Here is a 20,516-nt window from a genome sequence, read left to right as displayed (position 1 = left end):
TCTGGTTCTTACTTGATTGCCTGCTTCTGGAGGTCTGTATATCCAGCCACGATGCAACCCTTTAATCGAAAAAGAGCTGTCCCTTCGTCATGTCAGACTTTCGGGACAGCTCTTTATGGTTAATCCGTAAGGTGAATGGATACATGATGGCGCTTCAATTCCTCAGCCAACTCGCCGGTCAGCGGAGAATCGGTAATAACCGCCTTCAGCTCCGAGATTGCGGCTACGGAGAACAGCGACGTCCGATTCGCCTTCGTATGGTCGAATACCGCATATGTTTCCTGCGAACGCTTGATCAGCGCTTTGGCACTTTGCGCCTCTTGCTCGGAGTAGCTGGAGATGCCGCCCACTGCGGAGATGCCGTCAATACCGATGAACATCTTGCCGATATGCAACTGGGCAATCATCCCTTCGCCAAGCGGCCCGCACAGCTCGAAGCTATTATGCCGCATAATGCCGCCGGTCACAACAACCTGGATCGGACTGCCCGCCAGCTCCATAGCGATGTTGACCGCATTGGTGACGACGGTAATTCCTTTACGGGCCTTGAGCAGCTTCGCAAGCAGGAAGTTGGTTGTACCGCCGGAGAGGCCGATAACATCGCCTTCGACAATATGCTTGGCAGCCGTCTGGGCGATCTTCTCCTTCTCCAGAATCGACAAGCCTTCCTTCTCGGCGAAATGAAGCTCTCTCATGGTGCCCATCCCATCGTACATGGCGCCGCCAATTGTACGGATAACGGGATAAACGCCTTCCATCTGCTCCAGGTCCCGTCTGGCTGTCGCTTCCGAGCAGCCGAAGCGCTCGACCATCTCGACGATCGTGATGCGGCCCTGCTGCTTAAGCAGCTGCAGAATCGCCTCTCGGCGGCGCTGTCCCTTCGAACCGTTCCCTTCGATCACCATTAGCGCTCCACCCATGCCTTAGCCGACATGCGTTGCTCTACGACTTCCCATTCCGGCAGCGCTTCCCAATCTCCGCGCATCTGGACAACCAGTGAACCGTTAATGCTGGCAAGGCGAACCGCCTCGATTGGCGTCAGCCCCTTCATGATGCCTGCGAGGAAGCCTGCGCAGAAGCCGTCGCCGGCTCCTACCGTATCGACAACCTGCTCCGCCGGATAGAACGGGATAGCGGTCTCGACGCCCTTGTCGAGCACAACGGTCGCATCCCCCATACCTTTAATAACGCTAACGCCCTTCAGGGCATTCAAATGTTCCTTTATTTCTGCATAATCATCTGTATCATACAGCAGCTTCAGCTCGTCCCAGCCCGGCAAGAAGTAATCGGCGTCCGCAGCAAGCGGCAGCAGCGTCTTGCGCGCTTCTTCGATCGACCACAGCTTGAGACGCAAGTTAGGATCGAAGCTGACCAGAACGCCCGCTTCCTTGGCAATATCGACCGCCCGGCGAACCGTTCTGCGGCAATCCTCGCCCAAGGCGCAAGTAATGCCGGTCACATGCAGCAGCTTGGCGCTGCGAATATAATCCTCGTCCAAATCCTCTGGCGTCATTCTGCTTGCTGCCGACCCTTTGCGGAAATAATGGACGGCCAGTCTGCCCGCAACATGCTCACGGAACATCATGCCTGTCGGCGCTTCTCCGTTAAATCTCACACGGGAGATGTCAACACCTTCTCCGCGCAATGTCTTCATGATCAGCTTTCCGAACGGATCGTCGCCGAGCGCTCCGAACCAGCCCACGGAAGTACCGAGTCTGGCAAGGCCGATTGCAACATTGCTTTCCGCGCCGCCGAAGCTCTGCTCAAGCGTCGCTGCGCGCTCGAGCGATTTATGCTCTTCCGGCATAAATAGCGCCATCGACTCTCCGAACGTTACGATCTGAGGTGAACTTTCACGCACAACCATATCCCCCTAATAACCCGTTCTTTATCATTTTCCCTAGAGTGGTTTGTAAATAGGCTCCACCATGAAATAGATCATGGCAACGTACAGCACCAGGATAATAAGGCTCATCACTTTTGCTTTGTTGATTGGTGCAGAAGCGCTTTGACCGGCTTGAATCTGGCTTACAACCAGCTTAAGCGGCTTGGAGATAATCCCGCCGATTGCGGCGATAGCCAAAAATAAAACGGTAACAATTATCATCCAGATAACGGCATAGTCGCCTTGCGACATTAAGTAGCCGCCCGTCAATAATTGCAGCACCAGAAAATATTGGGCGATACGGTTCGCCGAAAGCAAGCCGGAGGCAAGGCCGCCTTGTCCCGTTCCCGCAAGCTTCGAAGCTCCTCCCAGCATAATAGGCAGCACGATATAGAATCCCATACCGACAGCGCCCAGAACGTGCAGTAACATCATTGCTCCAGACATTCTCAATTCCTCCTGTTTTGTTTTACCTATAATAAGTAGTTTATCAGAAACCGGACAATTTTCAAATGAACAAAAAGCAAAAACTGCCACAGCGAGCCTATTCGCCTGGCAGTCTTCTCTCTCATCATAGCGATTCATTGAGGGGCAATACAACCTCGAATACGGTTCCTTCGCCCGGTGAGCTCTTGACTTTGACTGTGCCTCCGTGAAGCTCCGTAATCTTATGGACGATCGACAGGCCCAGACCGTTGCCCTCTGCGGTTCTGGTCCGCTGCTTGTCGCCCTTGTAGAAGCGCTCGAAGATCCGCTGCTGATCCTCTTGCGAGATACCGATGCCCGTGTCGGACACCTCTACTCGCGCCGCATCCTCCACCTTCTTCAGCGAGATTCGGATGCTGCCGCCATGTGGTGTAAATTTGATCGCGTTATGCAGCAGATTCAGCCATATTTGACTAAGAAGCTCCTCATTGGCGCGAATAGGGCAGGGCTCTGTATCCAGCTCAATATCCAGCTCCTTGTCCAGCCATTGCGGCTCGCAAGAGAGGACAACATGCTCAAGCTGCGTATCCAGCCGGTAACGCTGCTTCTCCCACTCCACGTGATCGGATTCCAGTGACGTCAGCTTCATTAAATTATCGCTCAGCCGGGATAGCCGGACCGTCTCCTTTTCGATGATAGAGAGGTAGCGCCTTTGCTCCTCGCGGGAGAGATCCTCGCGCTGCAGCGTATTGGCAAATCCGCGAATCGAGGTGAGCGGCGACTGAATTTCATGCGACACATCCGAGATGAACTGCTGTCGCAGCCTCTCCACCTGCCGCAGCTCCTGCGTCATCTCATTGATGGAGTCGACGAATTCGCCGATTTGGCCGCGATACTTCCCTTCTTGATCAATAACGACATTGAAGTCGCCTTTGGCAATACGGCGAAGAGCTGCCATCATCTCATTCCAGACGACAACCTGCTTTGGACGCGTCACGATGCTGACCACAAATCCCAATAGGATCAGGATGAACAGGCCCAGCCCCCAGTTCACCAGTTGGACGATAAAATCGTTCCAGGAAACCGGATGCGTCTCATAAAACCATCTGGTGAGGAAATACGCCGCCGTAAACGCAACGCAGCATAGCAGAAACATTAGTGCGAGTGCGCCTGAGCCTTTCACCGCCATCTCGGTTTTGGAGATTTTCCGGTTCATTCCGCAGCCTCCATCCGGTAGCCGAGTCCCCGAACTGTTGTGATCTTGGCTGTGACGCCCCAGCCCGCAAACCGCTCGCGCAGCCGGTTCACATGGACATCGAGCGTTCGCTCGTTGCCGTCGAAGTCATATCCCCAAATGGACTCAATCAACGAGCCCCGCGAGAGCGTACGCCCCTTGTTGCCTATCAGCACGAAGAGCAGCTCAAATTCCTTCGGCGGCAGCGTCACGGCTTCGCCATTCACGCTCATCTGGTACGTAGACCGGTCCATCGTCAGCCCGCCTGCCGACACTTGCTGGGAGGTTGCAATGCGGTACCGCTTCATGAGTGCCCGCACGCGGACGACCAGCTCCTGCGGATCAAACGGCTTGACAATATAGTCGTCTGTCCCGATGTGGAAGCCCTTCACTTTATCCCGCAGTTCGCCTTTGGCCGTGATCATCAATATAGGGATATCATAGTGCTCGCGCAGATTGCGGCACAGCTCCCAGCCATCCATATTCGGCATCATAATATCCAAAATAACCATGTCTGCCGGTGACGCATCCATAATGTCCATCGCTTCCATGCCATCGGACGCCTGCTGCACCTGATAGCCTTCCTTTGCCAATATGACGCTCACAAGCTCCCGGATATGGGGATCATCGTCTACAATAAGCACATAACCCATATGCTATCCCTCCTCGCTTTGTCAGGCTGTTTTATTCATCTTCAATTGTCCATCCGCAAATTCCCGGTACAAGGTATGCGAGCGGTACAATTGCTCATGCGTTCCTTTGCCGGTTATCTGTCCCTTTTCCAAAAATATGATCGTATCCGCATCCACCACCGTAGATAAGCGATGTGCGATGACGAGCGTCGTACGGCCGGCCATCAAGTTTTTGAGCGCGTCCTGCACGACCTCCTCCGACTTGCTGTCCAGATTGGAGGTCGCTTCATCCAGCATAAGCAGCTCCGGGTCGCGAAGCAGCGCTCTTGCGATGGCGATACGTTGGCGCTGTCCCCCAGACAGCTTGATGCCACGCTCGCCCACTTCCGTATCATAACCGTCCGGCAGCTCGCGGATGAATCCGTCGGCATATGCCATGCGGGCGGCATTCTCCATCTCTTCGTCGCTGACCGCCCGGTCCAGCCCGTAGCTCAAATTATCGCGAATCGACCCGGCTATAATTGGACTCTCTTGGGAGACGTAGCCGATCTTGGACCGCCAGGAACGCAGCTTCACGTCCGACAGCTCTTGACTGCCGATGCGGATGCTTCCTGAGGTGGGCGAGTAGAAACGCTCCAGCAGGGAGAACATCGTCGTCTTGCCGCTGCCGCTAGGTCCTACGATCGCGGTAACCTTGCCCGCTTCAATCTTCATACTAACATCTTGCAGAATCGGCTCCTCCGGCTTATAAGCGAATGAGACCCGATCCAGTGTTATGGTCTTGCGAATATGCTCAGTATCGCTGCCGCTATTCTGATTCTCTTCCTCCGCGCCCATAATGGCGATAATGCTGTCGGTTGCGCCCATCGCCTTCTGAAACTGCGTGAAAAACTGTGAAATTTGCGTAATCGGCAGCATGATCTGGAACAAATACATGATGAAGGCGACCAGCTCGCCGGCTGTCATCGCCCCCGACGATACCTGCACGCCGCCGAAGCCGATCAAGCCAACCAGCAGCAGCAATATAATAAAGGAAATGACTGGCGCAATCAATGCCTGCATCTTGGCTTCCTTTAGACCGAAGCGGAATAGATTCATAATGCCTTTACGGCCTTGCTCATACTCCATCGGCTCTGAGCCGGATGCCTTCACCAGCCTGATCTCCGAGATGACCCGATTGATAACTGATGTAAACTTCGCGTTTTCCTCCTGCGTTTCCTTGGAAATCTTGTACATGCGAGATCCAATCGGAACCATAATAAGCGCCGCTACCGGGAAGACGACCAGCATCACGAGCGTCATTTGCCAGTTCATGTAGAACAAAATGGCCAGCGCCCCGATTACAGACAAGATGCCGGTGAAGAAGCCTGTAATATGCTCGGTAATTAAGCTTTTCAGAATAGCCGTATCATTCGTGAGTCTGCTAATCGTCTCCCCCGATGACTTGTTGTCGTAATACGGCACAGGCAGGCGCAGCAGCTTGCTCCATAGCCGTTCTCGAATGGAGGATACGATCTTGTTGCCGCTGTAATGGAGCCAATAGACCGACAGCCCTCCCGCTACAACCTGCGCGATGAATGCCGCTGCAATACCGATAATCTGCCCGGAACCAAGTGATCCGAATGAAAAGCCGTTCACCAGTTCTTTTGTAAATAACGGAATCGTAAGCCCGACCAGCGTCGTGACCACACTTAACAGCACAGCCAGCCCCAGCAGCAGCTTAGGAGGATTCGTCTCCATAATGAGCCGCGCAAACCGCTTGACCGCACCTTTCTTTTTCCCTTGTTCCATCTCTCCACTTCCTATCTGTATCTGTTCTATATCCTTACTGTACCTTCCCTGTTTAAACGGAATGTAAACAAGGATACAAAACTGAGCCGTCCCCAAAAACTTAGATGACTACAGGACGGAGCTTATAAATACCTGCGCACGGCTGTTCATACCAACTGCACAAGAACAATTCTTCCAATCGATACAAAAGCGAACGAAATCGCTTCTCCTTCAAAAAAAGAAGCCCGACCTTTGTAAAATGGAAGGGTCGAGCAACCATTTCAAAGGAGACTTCTTTTGTCATTCAAAAGTATGAGCGTATGATGCTGATTCTGTATAAAAGGAGAGAAGACAGAATGCTGTGACTTTCATTGTCTGTCCGAACGATTCTCTAAGCCGAGTTTCTCGGCTTAGAGCGCGGGCGCGGGCTCGCGGAGCGACTGCAAGCCGAGTTTCTCGGCTTAGAGCGCGGGCGCGGGCTCGCGGAGCGACTGCAAGCCGAGTTTCTCGGCTTAGAGCGCGGGAGCGGGCTCGCGGCGCGGCTGCAGGCCGAGTTTCTCGGCTTAGAGCGCGGAAAGAAGCTCGTAGGTTCATCCGTCCTTTGTCCGCTTAGCGTGTGTTATGCTTTCGGAAAAAGTAGAACGTGAGCGGTGCGAAAACTACGATGAACAGAGCTCCAATGCCGATGCCCCATGCAAGGTCAGCTGCAGTAGCCGTTCCATGCATAAGCCCTCTGAGAGCAGATGCCGCAAGGCTGATCGGGTTATAATCAACGATGCTTCCCAGCCAGCCAGGCATCGTAGCCGAGTCGACAAAGATGCTGCTTGCAAAGAGCAGCGGATAAATCATGACCATGCTTGTGCCGGAGACCGTCTCTGGCTTCTTCACCACAATGCCCATCATGGCAAATATCCAGCTAATGCTGAAGGCAAAGAAAACGGCATAACCAAGAGCCATCAATACGCCTCCCGCTCCTCCTTCTGGGCGAAAACCGAGCAGAAGACCGATGCCGATCGTGACTATCGATGCGACCACATATCGCAAGGAATCGGTGATGATCGGCCCCAGCACGCTCGCCGGCGGCCAGACGGACATCGTCCGGAACCGGTTATGCACACCCTTCGCAATATCCTGGCATAACGTGGTCCCGCTATAGACGGTCATAGGACCCACAATGAGAACCAAAGCGCCGGGGAGCAGGAACTGAATGTATTCGGAGGTAGATCCCGCAATGGCGCCGCCGAACAAATACGTGAAGATAAGCAGCATCAGAACGGGCGATGCCAGACAATCCACGATAAAGCCAAACGGGTTGTTTTTAACGCCAAGGAAGGTTCTTCTCATAAATACGCCTGTTGCGGCAGCACGCCCCGGCCTCCGCGGAACAGCACGACGGATGAGCCAGATCGGCTGGCCCGATGAGTCCACAGAGTGGGTTTTGTTCATGTTACCGCCTCCTTGTTGCGCGCATCAGTTAGCGAGAGGAATACCTCATCAAGGCTTGGCTCGGAGAGAGCGAATTCCACTACTGGACAGTGATGATCCATAAGCGTCTGAATGGCCCGACTAGCCAGCCGCTCATCCGGCGAAGGAACCCTGATCATTAGCAGATCTTCCTCATCCTGCGTGATATGCAGTCCGTGATCGTCAGCCAGCAGCCGGATATAAGGTTCAAGCACGACCTGCTCCTTCAAGTGAATCGTCAGCGTCTTCCCCCCGACGGCAGCTTTCAGCTCCCTTGGCGTTCCTTCAGCTATGATGCACCCCTCATTCAGCACAGCGACCCGGTCTGCCAGCCGGTCAGCCTCCTCCAGATATTGGGTTGTCAGCAATACCGTCGTACCCTGCTTCAACAAGGAGCGCACGACCTCCCATACTTGCAAACGGCTCTGAGGGTCCAGTCCCGTCGTCGGCTCATCCAGGAAGATAACCTCCGGCTGGGCCAATACGCTTGCCGCGATGTCCAGACGCCTTCTCATGCCACCCGAGTATTGCTCTACAAGGCGGTGCTTCGCCTCCTCAAGTCCGAAGGCGGGCAATAGCTCATTGGCTAATTGCCGCGCTTCCTTCCAAGAGTAGCCGTAGAGCTTGGCGAACATCGCCAAGTTCTCAAAGCCGGACATCCCTTCATCCAGCGCAGCGAACTGCCCTGTCAGACTGATTTTGCCCCGGACAGCTGCCGCCTCCTTCACGACATCGAGCCCCCCGATCCGCGCCGTACCGCCATCCGGCAAGATCAGCGTGGACAACATTTCGACAACCGTTGTTTTGCCCGCGCCATTCGGGCCTAGCAGGGCGAACAGCTCTCCTTGGCGAATCTTAAGATCAATTCCTTTCACAACTTCCCTGTTGCGGTATGACTTTCGAAGCTGATTAACTTCAATGGCAAGTGACATCGCCTTACTCCTTTCATACGAAAAAGCAAATACTTGGATGTACCGGATATCCGGCCGTATACCATACAGGACCTATCTGCCCCATAACGCTTTAAATAAATTGATCCTTATGCTCGAGCACCCACTCGGTGAGCGTTCTCGCCGGCTTGCCGGTCACCTGCTCCACCGTCGGCAGCACCGTGAACCCGATTTCAGGCGGATTTTTGCCCATCTGGACAAAAAATGCGATGGATTCCTCGTCATAGCCCTGCTCGCTCCATCTTTGTCTGGCTTCCTCCTCCGACAGCTCCTCGAAGCGAATGTCCTTGCCTGTCGCATCCGCGATCACCTTGACCGCCTCAATCCTTGACAACGCCTCCGGCCCTGTCAAGTAATAGCTTTGGCCATGATGCCCGCCATTAACAAGCGCCGCGACGGATACGGCCGCGATATCTCCTTCGTGAATTCGGGCGCTGCGCACAGAGCCGAACGGCTCCCGGACAACCCCCTCCGCTTGAATTGACGGCTGCCAATCGATTAGCGCATTGGACATGAATTCCACAGGCATAAGCATCGTCCATTCCAGCAAGCTTGCTTTAAGCGCCTCTTCAAGCGGCCCTTCTTCATATGACATCAGCAGGGATACCCGCTGCACGCCCGCTTCCTCTGCAAGCCGGATTAGGGCTGGATCGGTATTCCACGGCAGATACGAATCATAGCTGGAAGCGATCAAATGAATGCCGGTAACGCCCGTCAGCGCCTCCCGCAGCGTATCCGCCTTTGTCAAATCGCCCGCTACCGCCTCTGCCCCTTCGGGCAATTGCGCCGTCTCCGGATTACGAGTAACAGCCTTTACCCGCACCCCTTTATTCACTAGCTGCTCCACCACATGTCTTCCAATCGTTCCTGTTGCGCCAGTTACCAGAATCGTCATCTGTTACGGCCTCCTTTAGTTTTCATATCTTGTACGAATAGCATCAAGCTGGTTCAACAATTGCTGCCTTAGGTCTTCTGGAGATACAATCTCGACAATCGGACCGAAGCTGAGGATTACGGATAAGGCATAAGCTGGCGAAAAAAACAGCGTATGCACATCGATATGCGTGCCCCGGTGTGCGCACTGGCCTTGAAACTGCTCGAAAATACGCGGCTGATTAGTGGCCTCAAAACGAAGATGAACCTCAATGGCCTGCACATTCTCCTCCCCCATCGATGCAGACATCTCGAGCCTTGGGCGGAATGGTCCCTCCGTCACCTGAAGCTGAGACATACGGGATACCTTGAAGCAACGCTGAGCCTGCTTCAACAGGCAGTGTCCCTCCACATACCACCAGCCCCGGTCCCAATACAACCGGACGGGCTCCACGCTTCTCTCCGATTCGTTCCCCGCCGAGTCCCTGTACGAGAACGTAACGACTCGTTGCAGTCCGATCGCTTCATACAGAGGCTTGATCGCATCCTTCTCCAATACCGAAGCGCTTGCGTCGATAATAATGGGGTTCGGACTGCCTCCGTTCAGCAGGGCGGGCTGCAAGCTGCCCAGCTTATGAACGATCGACGTGATTTTGTTCCCGACCGCTTCTTCCATCCCTTTTAGCAGATGAAAAATGACGGACAAGTCATCGATGGAAAAATGCTGCTTCGACAAGTAATAGCCGTCCATCAGCTCGAAGCCCCCGACCACGCCGGAGAAGGACACAACGGGTATTCCGGCCTCGTTAATCAAATCCAAGTCACGGTAGATCGTACGGATGGACACTTCGAAGCGGGCGGCCAGCTCTGCCGCTGTAACCCGTTTTTTCGTCATCAGCTCTATCGTAATACCAAGCAAACGTTCCAGCTTCACACCGTTCCCCTCTCTTCCGGGATACTAACTCCGATCCGCTACAAGGATCATAACGCAGAAAATATGACATCTTGTATGTCAGTGTTTAAAGACGATAGTTAACTCTTTTCAGCATTTATATCTGATAAAAAAAGAAAAGCGGCATCAGGCATTGTGGCCAGATCCCGCTTCATGTATGAATTAAATGCCTTTCACTGCAAACCGCGTGAAGTGCGTATGGCTTCCATGCATTGTCGCAAAGCCGACGCCGCCATTCAGATAAGGCTGGTCGTTATCCTCGTAAGACAATAACGTCTCACCATTCCATTCTACCGTGAACTTAGCACCCTTTGCCGTAACAGCGATGGTATAGGCTTGTCCTGCCTCCCAAGGAAAATCAACTTCCTTTAAGACCTCATAGCCGTTGTTGTTTTTGAGAAGCGCAAGCTTGCCGCCTAGCGCCAGGCCCACAGCATAGCTCCGAATGCCCCCTTGTACGCGAGTCAACATATAATGGCCCTCACCCAGCTTCGGAATAAGCTCGGCCTCCAGTCGATAATCGGTCCAAGCAGGATCTCCGGTATAGCATTCTGCCGGTTCACCCGCATAGCTGCCGCTCAACTCGCCATCCTCCAGCGTCCATATGCCTCTCAAATATGAGAATTGGCTGACTTCGACATGCAGGTTGTTCCAGACTTCAAGACGCTCTTGTTTGAAGTCAATCTCATAATGTGGCTGACCAGAGAAGCTGAATTCATCCACATAGACAATTAAATCCATCGACCGTCCATCAAGCGGGATAAGCTCGACGCCGGCTTCCTCCAGACAAGCACCGGACAAATAAGGGATATCAAAGGCAGCCTCTTGCCATTGCCCAGGGATAAGCTGAATCGGCTCCCCATAATATCTTTCATTGCGATTGCCATCCTTCACATACATCACCGCTTTGACCGGTACTGGCGAGTCCTGCGGCAGCATCAGCTGCGCCGAGATAGATTGTCCCGGGTACAGAATCGGCGAGAAGCTAGGGTCATAGCGGCTGTCATCGAAGTCTGCTGGACGGTAATACGTCTGATGATAAAGCCGGTAGGCTTCTCCGCCTTGCACCTTGTCGAACACAACTTTTAATGAACGAGAGCCTGAATAAGCGTACTCTGTCGTATTTTCAAGCAAAGCCCTCACATGAGCTTCGTCGCTCGTATCCGTCCTCATCGCATGCGTAGAGCCAGGGTATTCGAAATGGAATTTCGGTCCTTGGCCCAGCAAGATCGCTGCCCATTCCTGCGGCATTGCCTCGCCAGCTATGAGATAGCCGAACCGGGATATATAAGCTGCACATGATGGCAAATCCGTAATATTAAGCGATCCCATCACGCTGGAGCTGCACATAAAATCGTTGATTGGAGCTCTCCACCCGTCCCCAATGCCGTCCAAGCCTACGTATACACCTAGAATAGCACCAACATTGCCTACATTACAGTCGGTATCCCAGCCACACATGTTGCAAATATTGATCGTACGCGAGAAATCGCCTGCGCCATATAACATCGATAATAGGATAACACCCGAGTTCGGAATGATATGGCAGTTGCCCGGGTACTTGTCATACCCAAAGTGGTCTCTGACATACATAAAGCAATCGCGCCAATTGTCCGGATGCTCCAGGTGGAAGGCTATAATAGCATCCGCCATTTTCCGATAATCGCTACTCTTTGGAATAACATTCAATCCTGCATCGATTACCTCCTCTATACTGCCAGCCGTATATGCGGCCGAGATTGCGGCAGCGATAAAACGACCTCCATATATGCCTTCGCCATCATGCGATACACTGGCTGCCTTCTCCGCGTATTCAGCGGCTAGCTCTGGATTGCCTGGAGCAATCATTCCCCAAACGTCGATGAAGATCTGACCGCCAATTTGTTCTGCAACCACTGCGCCATTTTGCTCAATTGATCCCGATCTAGGCGCCATGATGCCATTCTTCAAATTCAGATAAGCAGTATGCTCCGTCGACACTCCGTAGCCGCCCCACCAGTAGAAGCCATGCTGGTCTGGCGCATAGTTCAGCCAAGTAAGTCCGATCTGCTCCGGCGTGATCTCCCGTGTATGTGTATAATCCTCAAGAGCCCGAAGGAAAAACATAGGCCCATTTGTGTCATCATCGGCTGCAAAGTTGCGGAAATGATGCGGGTAGCTTGTGATTTCCCCAAAAACGCGCTGCAGCCTTTCATAGCTCCAATTCTCTACATTTGCGCCATGCCGGACACCCACCATCTTGCCGAGCCATCCCGCATAGGTACGTTCGATGTAATCGGGTTGCAATCCTTTAGAGCTTACGGGAGGTACTGTCGATTTTCCCATGTCACTGTCTCCTGTCCTTTTATATGAATTTGGTATGGGTCAACTTTTGATTTCAGAATTATAGGATGAACAAGCTCATGTCTTGTTATCAAGACTGGGTTTACTTCTCGTCCATCATCCTCAGTGAATGAAACAAAACACCCGGGTCGTCGTAAATGATCGGAAAAATCGCATCCGTGCGCCATTTATTAATGGGTTTTGCAGGTTGCCTAAGCATTCAAGTCATGTTGCTATCAATCTAACGAATTATTTTAATGAAACTTTTCGAACCGGTTCGAAAATTAGTATCACACGGTCTTCTTGAATTGTCAAGAGACCGAATGTACAGCTTTGATGTCATTCTATCAGGACTCCGTTACCTTTACTGTAGATTCCCGCACGATCAGCCGAGGCTCCAGCTGCACTTTACGCAGCGGCGTAGACTGTCCCTCTTTGATCCGTTTTATCAGCAGCTCTGCGGCAATTCGCCCCGTCTCTGCCGTCAGGTTGGAGACAGTAGTCACTCGCGGCTTGGTAATCGTTGACCAGCTAATATCGTCTACCCCTACTACCGTAATGTCCTCCGGAACTCGAACGCCGATCTCCAGAAGCCGCTGGATGAGTCCAATGGCGATCATATCGTTGGCAGCATATACGCCGTCTGGCAGCTCTGGAAGATGGGTTAAGTAGTCCGCCGCTTGTATGCCTGTCTGCAAGGAGAATTCGGAGCCAATGTAGACATTATCGGGCTTAAACTTCATGAAATTGGCGCTAAGCGCCCCTTCATAAGCGGCGTACCTCGTCCCCTGATGCACCTCCTTGGGACCACCGGCGTACGCAATATTGATACAGCCGATTCGAATCAGATGCTCCATCGCAAGCGTTCCTTCCGGCTTGGAGAGATGCACCATATCCGCATTTACATCGTCACCCAGGTTGCCGATGAGGCATACGGGTACTGTGGAATGATTGATATACTTCTTTAGTGCAGCCGGGAAGCTAATTGTCGACATAATGATTCCGTCGATATGCATTTCATTGACTTTGCCCATAATCGAGAGCTCTTCCGACGGATTGCCATAATGGTTGATCAGCACAAGGCGGAAGCCGTTCTCCTTCGCCACCTGCTCTACCGCCCAAGCCAGCTCCGGGTAATAAGGATTGCGAATATCGTCTATAGCAAGCGCAATCTGCTGCTTCATATTCGTCTTTAGACTTCTTGCCAGCATATTAGGCCGGAAGCCTAGCTCTTCAATCGCTTGAAGCACTTTGCTGCGCGTTACCGGCTTGACGCCGGGTACATCGTTAATGATCCGTGACACCGTTGATTTCGCTACGCCTGCCCGCTTAGCTACATCGGCAATCGTAACCGAATCTGATTTGGACATCCCAATCTGCTCCTAAGTTTCGTACTTGTTCTATTCCGATTCTCATGGTACCGGTTCGATTTCATTATGTCATGAAAAGCGATACCCGACAACTGATCGCTAGGATGGGTTATCGGAAATTGAAAAAGACTGGCCCAACCTCAATGCGGCAACTTCATTAAATCGGCCATCCGGCAAACAAAAGACGGGGCTTTTTCTCCCCGTCTCTCACTTGATGAAGCTTCAAATCACTTGAATCACTTCGCGCCGCTAGGTATACCGTGCTTGCAAAGCACGCCGTGTATTGCGAAATAAGCTACGTCTGAAGGAAGCTCATCCTTAATCGGCTTCAGCCGCTCTGTGCCGACAAGCTCTATTGCTTTTAATATATTCTCTTCTTGGTGGGGTGGAATAATTCGGTCCCAGTCCACCTCATAGCCTTCGCCTGCACCGCGAATGATATGGCCCTCCACCGTCACTTGACTGAATCCTCGTTCCTTTGCAATCTCGGCTGTCGACATGCCAGAGTTGAATAGCTCCAGCGAATGCAGATGGCTGGGCTGCTCTCCTTGATCCGATTTTCTGGCAGCCGATGCTTGCTTGCTAGACCGGGAATAGCTCCCTGCTGCGGAACCACCGGATGATTGCTGGAAGCCGGCAACAATACCGATAATATCTTCCCCGTATTTGCTTCCCTTAGCCGCCCCGATCCCTTTCACGTCAAGCAGCTCGTCAATGGATGCCGGGTGAGCATTCGCAATATCTCGAAGGGTAGCATCGAAGAAAATCATAAATGGAGGCACGCCTTCCTTCGCCGCCGCGTCTCTGCGCCACGCTTTAAGCGCATCGAATAATGGGGACGAAACGGATGATGCCGATGCCGCCTGTCTTACGGACGCCCGCACCCGCTGCGATATCCTCTCCTTGCCTTCCAGAACAGGCAGCGCATTCGCCGTTAGCGAGACCGTCGGATATTGGCCTTCGCTAAGCCTCATGTACCCTTCCGCAACAAGCCAATACAGCCAATCCGCAACTTCCTTCTCCGGCAAGTGACGCATGAGTCCGTACGTCGTTAGCCGGTCCAGGCCAAATTCCAGCAGCCGCTTGTCGCGGGAGCCCTTCAGCACTTTTGCCGCCATCATCACGCCGAAGCGTCCCTTCATTCTGCCTACGCAAGAGAGCGCCATCTTTGCATCTTCCGTACGATCGACCGCTTCGCTCTTGTCCAGGCAGCTGCTGCATTTTCCGCATTGGGGGACGTCACTCTCTCCGAAGTAGTCTACAATAAACTGCTGCAGGCAGCGCTGCGTCCGGCTGTAATTCATCATCAAATGAAGCTTGGACATCTGAACGGACTTCCGCTCCGTATCCCCTGTTCCCTGCTCAATCAGGAAACGCTGAACCTGCATATCGGCCGGTTCGAAGAGCAGGATACAATCGCTCTCTTCCCCATCCCTGCCGGCTCTGCCCGCTTCTTGATAATATGACTCCAGGTCGCCTGGCATCTGCCAATGCAGGACGTATCGGACGTTGGGCTTGTCGATGCCCATGCCGAACGCGTTAGTCGCCACCATGACGCGGACCTGGTCGAACCGAAAGTTCTCTTGCGTCGCCGCCCGCTCGGTATCTGACAATCCGCCATGATAAATGCCTGATTCCAGCCCAAATTGCCGAACGATACCGCCGACTTCATCCGCTTCTTTTCTCGTAGCCGTATAGATAATTCCGGATTGATCCTCTCGTTGCTTTAAAAAATCTTTCAGGAACCGCTTCTTATCCACCCCACTCACGACGGACAAGGACAGATTGGGACGGGCAAAACCCGTCACATACCGGCGCGGATCATTCAACCTGAGCATATGAGCAATATCATCGGCTACCTCTTCTGTAGCCGTGGCCGTAAAAGCGGCCACAAGCGGACGATTCGGCATTCGGCCGATCCATCCGGCAAGCTGGCGATAGCTTGGACGGAAGTCATGTCCCCACTGGGAGACGCAATGCGCCTCGTCAATCGCGATGAGCGGAATGTGCAGCTGCTCCGACAGCGTCTGGAACATTGGGGCGTCCAGCCTCTCCGGTGCTACATACAACAGCTTGTATTCCCCTTGCATCGCCTTACGGAGCACTTCCCGGTACTCCGCCGCACCAAGCGAGCTATTCAGGAACGCTGCTGCTACACCTACGCGGTGCAGGCTGTCGACCTGATCCTTCATCAGCGAGATTAACGGCGATATTACCAAAGTTGTACCCGGCAGCAGCAGGGCCGGAATTTGATAACAAATCGATTTCCCGCCGCCCGTCGGCAAGATGGCCAGCGTATCGTGACCATCCACTATGCCCGCAATAATGTCTTCTTGACCTTTTCGAAACGAGTCGTATCCGTATATTTCCTTAAGCAAGTGTAATGCTTTCTCCATCTCTTACCGCAGCCTCCTCTCTTCCAAAACGGAAAGAACCCTGGCAGCGTTCTGTCAGGGTCCTCCCGTACTTTAAGTTAAAGCTATATAGGGATGAGACGAACGAGCCGCTGTTATTGTCCATTACTGCGTACGGCAAAACGGCTGTATATTTCTGTTTATCCCGTTTTTTGTTCGGATTAACCGGCTGTTACAATTTGAATCACGTTGCGTACGGATTGTGCGGACTGATCCAGCGCCGTTTGCTCTTCAGCCGTCAGCTCAAGCTCGATTACCTTCTCGATGCCGTCACCGCCGATTACAGCAGGCACGCCCATGAACAAATTCTCGTATCCGTATTCGCCCTCGAGGTACGCGATAACCGGAATAATGCGTTTTTTGTCTTTCAGCACAGCTTCCGTCATTTGTACGAGAGAAGCAGCCGGTGCGTAATAAGCGCTGCCGTTGCCGAGCAGATTGACAATCTCGCCGCCGCCAACTCGCGCACGCTTAACGATGGCTTCGATGCGGTCCGCCGGAATCAGCTTCTCGATCGGGATGCCTGCGACGTTGGAGTAACGTACAAGCGGCACCATGTCATCGCCATGCCCGCCAAGCACAAACCCGCGAACATCTTCCACCGACACGTTCAGCTCTTGCGCGATGAAGGTGCAATAACGGGCTGTATCCAGAACGCCGGACTGGCCGATAACGCGATTTTTAGGGAAGCCAAGCGACTGATAGGCGACGTAAGTCATTGCGTCTACCGGATTGCTCAGGATGATTACGTAAGCGTTAGGGCTTGTCGCTTTTACGCTTTCGCAGACGGATTTCACGATGCCGGCGTTGGTATTCACGAGATCATCACGGCTCATGCCGGGCTTGCGCGCAATGCCAGCCGTAATAATGACAACATCAGAATCCTTTGTATCCTCGTAGTTCGATGTACCGATAATGTTCGCATCAACACCGATAACCGGAGTGGCCTCCAGCATATCGAGCGCTTTGCCCTTCGTAGGGTTCTCCAGAGGCGCAATATCGACCAATACGATATCGCCAAGTTCCTTCTGCGCCAGCATAAGCGCTGTCGTCGCACCCGTGAAACCTGCACCTACAACCGTAATTTTCTTACGTTGAATAGCCATTACCAATGACCTCCCTATTCTCATCTATCGCGTAATCACATGATCATGCATCTATACCCTTTTATACACCTATCCGCATCAAAAGATACTCCTACCGCCGCACATCCTGCACGCCAGCGAGGTTTTAGTGGTGCGCGCCGCTCTAATGCCGAGTTTATCGGCTTACAGCACTCCAACTGCTCGCTGCACGCTCTCTAAGCCAAGTTTATCGGCTTGCAGCGCTCTTTTAAGCCCCACAATGCCTATGCGCCCCTGTACTCCCTCGTGCTTCGAGCGGGAATTCAGAGGCGCATCGCCGTGGCTCCCCCTAAGGGAGAGTTAAAGTAGATTCAATCAGGCGATCCCTCGGACGGCTTTATAGCCGCCAGCGAATAGGAAACCTAAACTACATGTTTTTGATGATTTCGTCAGCAAATGCCGAGCATTTCACTTCTGTTGCGCCTTCCATCAGGCGTGCGAAGTCATAAGTTACCGTTTTGTTGTTGATGGAAGTTTCCATGCCTTTATAGATCAGGTCAGCCGCTTCTTGCCAGCCCAGGTGCTCAAGCATCATAACGCCGGACAGAATTACGGAACCTGGGTTCACGACGTCTTTGTCCGCGTATTTAGGTGCAGTACCGTGAGTTGCTTCGAAAATAGCATGTCCAGTTAGGTAGTTGATGTTCGCGCCCGGTGCGATACCGATGCCGCCTACTTGTGCAGCCAGAGCGTCGGACAGGTAGTCCCCGTTCAGGTTCAAAGTAGCGATTACGTCGAAGTCAGTTGGACGAGTCAATACTTGTTGCAGCGCGATGTCCGCAATTGCGTCCTTCACGATCAGTTTGCCAGCAGCTTCAGCTTCTGCTTGTGCTTTGTTCGCAGCGTCAACGCCTTCAGCGTCTTTGATGCGGTCGTATTGGCCCCAAGTGAAGGTTTGCTCAGCGAATTCTTGCTCAGCAACTTCATAGCCCCAGTTTTTGAACGCGCCTTCTGTAAATTTCATGATGTTGCCTTTGTGAACCAGCGTAACCGATTTTCTGCCGTGCTTGATCGCATATTCGATCGCAGCGCGAGCCAGACGTTTCGAACCTTCAGCAGATACTGGCTTGATGCCGATACCGGAAGTTTCAGGGAAACGGATTTTGTTAGCGCCCATTTCATTTTGCAGGAACGCGATTACTTTTTTCACTTCTGCGGAACCTTCAGCGTACTCGATACCAGCGTAGATATCTTCAGTGTTCTCGCGGAAGATAACCATGTTAACCAGCTCAGGGCGTTTAACCGGGGAAGGTACGCCATCGAAGTAACGAACTGGACGCAGGCAAGTGTACAGGTCAAGCTCTTGACGAAGCGCAACGTTCAGGGAACGGATGCCACCGCCGATAGGCGTAGTCAGAGGACCTTTGATTGCTACGATGTATTCACGGATAGCTGTCAGTGTATCAGCTGGCAGCCACTCGCCGTATTCGTTGAATGCTTTTTCGCCGGCAAAAACTTCGTACCAAGCGATTTTTTTGGAGCCGCTGTAAGCTTTTTCTACAGCAGCGTCAAGAACGCGTTTCGAAGCGCGCCAGATGTCGCGTCCAGTACCGTCGCCCTCGATGAACGGGATGATCGGGTTGTTTGGCACTTGAAGCACGCCATTGTCAATAGAAATTTGCTCGCCTTCAGTTGGAAGAGCGTATTTTTCGAACTTAGCCATGAATAATTCCTCCTAAAAAGTTTTGTGATTAGAATCAACGATTAGCTGATTAGAGCAAAACTTACTTCGTAAGCATCGACCTAAGTTTTGTGATTAGAATCAACGATTAGTTGATTTGGAGCAAAACTTACTTCGTAAGTATCAACCTTAAGTATAGCGATCTTCTGCGACGATAACCAGCCCGCACGGGAAGGAGAACAAGCTTGCCGCTTGCCCTCGCTATATGCGGAAGCCTATGATCGATTAACGTTGCTCGATCGGGATGTATTTTGCATTGACAGGGCCGACGTAGTCCGCACGTGGGCGAATCAGACGGTTGTCTTGGTATTGCTCAAGGATATGTGCGCACCAGCCGGATACACGGCTAATTGCAAAGATTGGCGTGAACAGGTCGCGCGGAATTTCCAGTGCTGTGTATACCGATGCGGAGTAGAAGTCAACGTTCGGCTTCAGACCTTTTTGACCGGTTACGAGCTCTTCGATTTTAACTGACATTTCGTACAGCTCCATGTTGCCAGTCAGCTTGCCCAACTCGCGGGACATTTTTTGCAAATGCTTGGCGCGCGGGTCGCCGTTTTTGTAGACGCGGTGACCGAAGCCCATAATTTTTTGCTTGTTCGCAAGAGCATTGCCGATATAGCCTTCAACGTTCGCAAACGTGCCGATTTCTTCAAGCATAACCATAACGGCTTCGTTCGCGCCGCCATGCAGAGGGCCTTTCAGAGCGCCGATTGCGGAAGTTACACCGGAGTAAATGTCGGAAAGCGTCGCTACCGTTACGCGAGCGGCGAACGTGGAAGCATTCAGCTCGTGGTCGGCGTGCAGGACAAGCGCTTGATCCAAAGCCTTCACTGCCACTTCAGCCGGTTCTTTGCCAGTAAGCATATACAGGAAGTTGTAAGCAATGGATACGCCTTTCTTCGGAGCAACCGGTTCCTTGCCTTCGCGAATACGCGAGAAAGCAGCGATAACTGTAGGCAGCTGCGCCTGCAATTTAATCGCTTTCAGTTGGTTAGCCTCTGCAGTCATGTCGTTCGCCGAAGCGTCATACAGCGCTAGGCTGGATACTGCCGTACGAAGAGCCGCCATGGAGTTTGTATCTTTCGGATACAGTTTAATTTGATCGATTACTGCGCTAGGCACTTCCGAATATTCGTCAAGCTGCTTTTGCAGAACGTCAAGTTCGGAACGATTCGGGAGTTTGCCGTACCAGAGCAGATAAGCTACCTCTTCAAAGGAAGCGTTTTCTGCAAGATCGTCAATGTCGATGCCGCGATAAGTGAGGACTCCATCAATGATCGAACTGATGGAAGACGCTGCTGCGACGATTCCTTCCAGACCTTTAGTTGCTGTCATCGTTCTCTCTCCTTTATACTCGATATAGTTCTCATTCCAGGAATGGTAACGTTATTGATGCACTATCTTTAATCATAAATG

At 52.5% G+C, this 20,516-nt stretch carries 16 protein-coding genes; all 16 read right to left on the bottom strand.

Features of this window, described 5'->3' with window-relative positions; translation table 11 throughout:
- Nucleotides 1–119: 119 nt before the first annotated feature.
- Complete coding sequence (locus AC0YNW_RS00495; protein WP_387472836.1) at nucleotides 120–905, bottom strand: DeoR/GlpR family DNA-binding transcription regulator; 786 nt, start codon at nucleotides 903–905, stop codon at nucleotides 120–122.
- Nucleotides 905–1,867 carry a sugar kinase gene (locus AC0YNW_RS00490; RefSeq protein WP_387472838.1) on the bottom strand — a complete coding sequence of 321 codons (963 nt, stop codon included), beginning with the start codon at nucleotides 1,865–1,867 and terminating at the stop codon, nucleotides 905–907. The genes AC0YNW_RS00495 and AC0YNW_RS00490 overlap by 1 nt, the downstream gene beginning before the upstream one ends.
- Nucleotides 1,868–1,900: 33 nt before the next feature.
- Entirely contained in the window at nucleotides 1,901–2,332 is a 432-nt protein-coding gene (locus AC0YNW_RS00485) for a hypothetical protein (RefSeq protein WP_387472840.1), read from the bottom strand.
- Nucleotides 2,333–2,456: 124 nt separating this feature from the next.
- Nucleotides 2,457–3,527 carry a sensor histidine kinase gene (locus AC0YNW_RS00480; RefSeq protein ID WP_475830348.1) on the bottom strand — a complete coding sequence of 357 codons (1,071 nt, stop codon included), beginning with the start codon at nucleotides 3,525–3,527 and terminating at the stop codon, nucleotides 2,457–2,459.
- Nucleotides 3,524–4,198 carry a response regulator transcription factor gene (locus AC0YNW_RS00475; protein ID WP_475830347.1) on the bottom strand — a complete coding sequence of 225 codons (675 nt, stop codon included), beginning with the start codon at nucleotides 4,196–4,198 and terminating at the stop codon, nucleotides 3,524–3,526. The genes AC0YNW_RS00480 and AC0YNW_RS00475 overlap by 4 nt, the downstream gene beginning before the upstream one ends.
- Nucleotides 4,199–4,219: 21 nt before the next feature.
- On the bottom strand, nucleotides 4,220–5,968 hold the full coding sequence (locus tag AC0YNW_RS00470; protein ID WP_475830346.1) for an ABC transporter ATP-binding protein: 1,749 nt from the start codon (nucleotides 5,966–5,968) through the stop codon (nucleotides 4,220–4,222).
- A 588-nt stretch (nucleotides 5,969–6,556) separates the two neighbouring features.
- Nucleotides 6,557–7,393, bottom strand: coding sequence for an ABC transporter permease (locus tag AC0YNW_RS00465; RefSeq protein ID WP_475830345.1), 837 nt, complete (start codon nucleotides 7,391–7,393; stop codon nucleotides 6,557–6,559).
- Nucleotides 7,390–8,343: an ATP-binding cassette domain-containing protein gene (locus AC0YNW_RS00460; protein WP_475830344.1), complete on the bottom strand. Its 954-nt coding sequence runs from the start codon at nucleotides 8,341–8,343 to the stop codon at nucleotides 7,390–7,392. Before AC0YNW_RS00460 ends, AC0YNW_RS00465 begins: the two co-directional genes overlap by 4 nt.
- Nucleotides 8,344–8,434: 91 nt before the next feature.
- Nucleotides 8,435–9,256 carry an SDR family NAD(P)-dependent oxidoreductase gene (locus AC0YNW_RS00455; RefSeq protein ID WP_475830343.1) on the bottom strand — a complete coding sequence of 274 codons (822 nt, stop codon included), beginning with the start codon at nucleotides 9,254–9,256 and terminating at the stop codon, nucleotides 8,435–8,437.
- 15 nt (nucleotides 9,257–9,271) lie between these two features.
- Entirely contained in the window at nucleotides 9,272–10,168 is an 897-nt protein-coding gene (locus AC0YNW_RS00450) for a helix-turn-helix transcriptional regulator (RefSeq protein ID WP_475830342.1), read from the bottom strand.
- A gap of 180 nt (nucleotides 10,169–10,348) precedes the next feature.
- Nucleotides 10,349–12,511, bottom strand: coding sequence for an ADP-ribosylglycohydrolase family protein (locus tag AC0YNW_RS00445; RefSeq protein ID WP_475830341.1), 2,163 nt, complete (start codon nucleotides 12,509–12,511; stop codon nucleotides 10,349–10,351).
- Between the two features lie 344 nt (nucleotides 12,512–12,855).
- The gene (locus AC0YNW_RS00440) at nucleotides 12,856–13,878 is read right to left on the bottom strand and encodes a LacI family DNA-binding transcriptional regulator (RefSeq protein ID WP_475830340.1); all 1,023 of its coding nucleotides are present in this window, start codon (nucleotides 13,876–13,878) and stop codon (nucleotides 12,856–12,858) included.
- A gap of 236 nt (nucleotides 13,879–14,114) precedes the next feature.
- On the bottom strand, nucleotides 14,115–16,274 hold the full coding sequence (recQ, locus tag AC0YNW_RS00435) for a DNA helicase RecQ (protein ID WP_475830339.1): 2,160 nt from the start codon (nucleotides 16,272–16,274) through the stop codon (nucleotides 14,115–14,117).
- A gap of 179 nt (nucleotides 16,275–16,453) precedes the next feature.
- Nucleotides 16,454–17,398 (bottom strand): malate dehydrogenase, encoded by a 945-nt coding sequence (mdh, locus tag AC0YNW_RS00430; protein ID WP_475830338.1) that lies wholly within the window; start codon nucleotides 17,396–17,398, stop codon nucleotides 16,454–16,456.
- Between the two features lie 385 nt (nucleotides 17,399–17,783).
- Nucleotides 17,784–19,079, bottom strand: coding sequence for an NADP-dependent isocitrate dehydrogenase (gene icd, locus AC0YNW_RS00425; protein WP_387476268.1), 1,296 nt, complete (start codon nucleotides 19,077–19,079; stop codon nucleotides 17,784–17,786).
- A gap of 243 nt (nucleotides 19,080–19,322) precedes the next feature.
- Complete coding sequence (gene citZ, locus AC0YNW_RS00420) at nucleotides 19,323–20,435, bottom strand: citrate synthase (RefSeq protein WP_475830337.1); 1,113 nt, start codon at nucleotides 20,433–20,435, stop codon at nucleotides 19,323–19,325.
- Nucleotides 20,436–20,516 lie beyond the last annotated feature (81 nt).

This window comes from Paenibacillus sp. J31R120, from assembly GCF_056269225.1.
This window is presented reverse-complemented; position numbering and strand designations above follow the sequence as displayed.

Coding starts and splice junctions, on each gene's coding strand:
- citZ (WP_475830337.1), bottom strand. CDS start 20,435: ATGACAGCAACTAAAGGTCTGGAAGGAATCGTCGCAGCAGCGTCTTCC.
- recQ (WP_475830339.1), bottom strand. CDS start 16,274: ATGGAGAAAGCATTACACTTGCTTAAGGAAATATACGGATACGACTCG.
- AC0YNW_RS00455 (WP_475830343.1), bottom strand. CDS start 9,256: ATGACGATTCTGGTAACTGGCGCAACAGGAACGATTGGAAGACATGTG.
- AC0YNW_RS00465 (WP_475830345.1), bottom strand. CDS start 7,393: ATGAACAAAACCCACTCTGTGGACTCATCGGGCCAGCCGATCTGGCTC.
- AC0YNW_RS00495 (WP_387472836.1), bottom strand. CDS start 905: ATGGTGATCGAAGGGAACGGTTCGAAGGGACAGCGCCGCCGAGAGGCG.
- AC0YNW_RS00475 (WP_475830347.1), bottom strand. CDS start 4,198: ATGGGTTATGTGCTTATTGTAGACGATGATCCCCATATCCGGGAGCTT.
- AC0YNW_RS00460 (WP_475830344.1), bottom strand. CDS start 8,343: ATGTCACTTGCCATTGAAGTTAATCAGCTTCGAAAGTCATACCGCAAC.
- AC0YNW_RS00445 (WP_475830341.1), bottom strand. CDS start 12,511: ATGGGAAAATCGACAGTACCTCCCGTAAGCTCTAAAGGATTGCAACCC.
- AC0YNW_RS00485 (WP_387472840.1), bottom strand. CDS start 2,332: ATGTCTGGAGCAATGATGTTACTGCACGTTCTGGGCGCTGTCGGTATG.
- AC0YNW_RS00470 (WP_475830346.1), bottom strand. CDS start 5,968: ATGGAACAAGGGAAAAAGAAAGGTGCGGTCAAGCGGTTTGCGCGGCTC.
- AC0YNW_RS00480 (WP_475830348.1), bottom strand. CDS start 3,527: ATGAACCGGAAAATCTCCAAAACCGAGATGGCGGTGAAAGGCTCAGGC.
- AC0YNW_RS00440 (WP_475830340.1), bottom strand. CDS start 13,878: ATGTCCAAATCAGATTCGGTTACGATTGCCGATGTAGCTAAGCGGGCA.
- AC0YNW_RS00490 (WP_387472838.1), bottom strand. CDS start 1,867: ATGGTTGTGCGTGAAAGTTCACCTCAGATCGTAACGTTCGGAGAGTCG.
- mdh (WP_475830338.1), bottom strand. CDS start 17,398: ATGGCTATTCAACGTAAGAAAATTACGGTTGTAGGTGCAGGTTTCACG.
- icd (WP_387476268.1), bottom strand. CDS start 19,079: ATGGCTAAGTTCGAAAAATACGCTCTTCCAACTGAAGGCGAGCAAATT.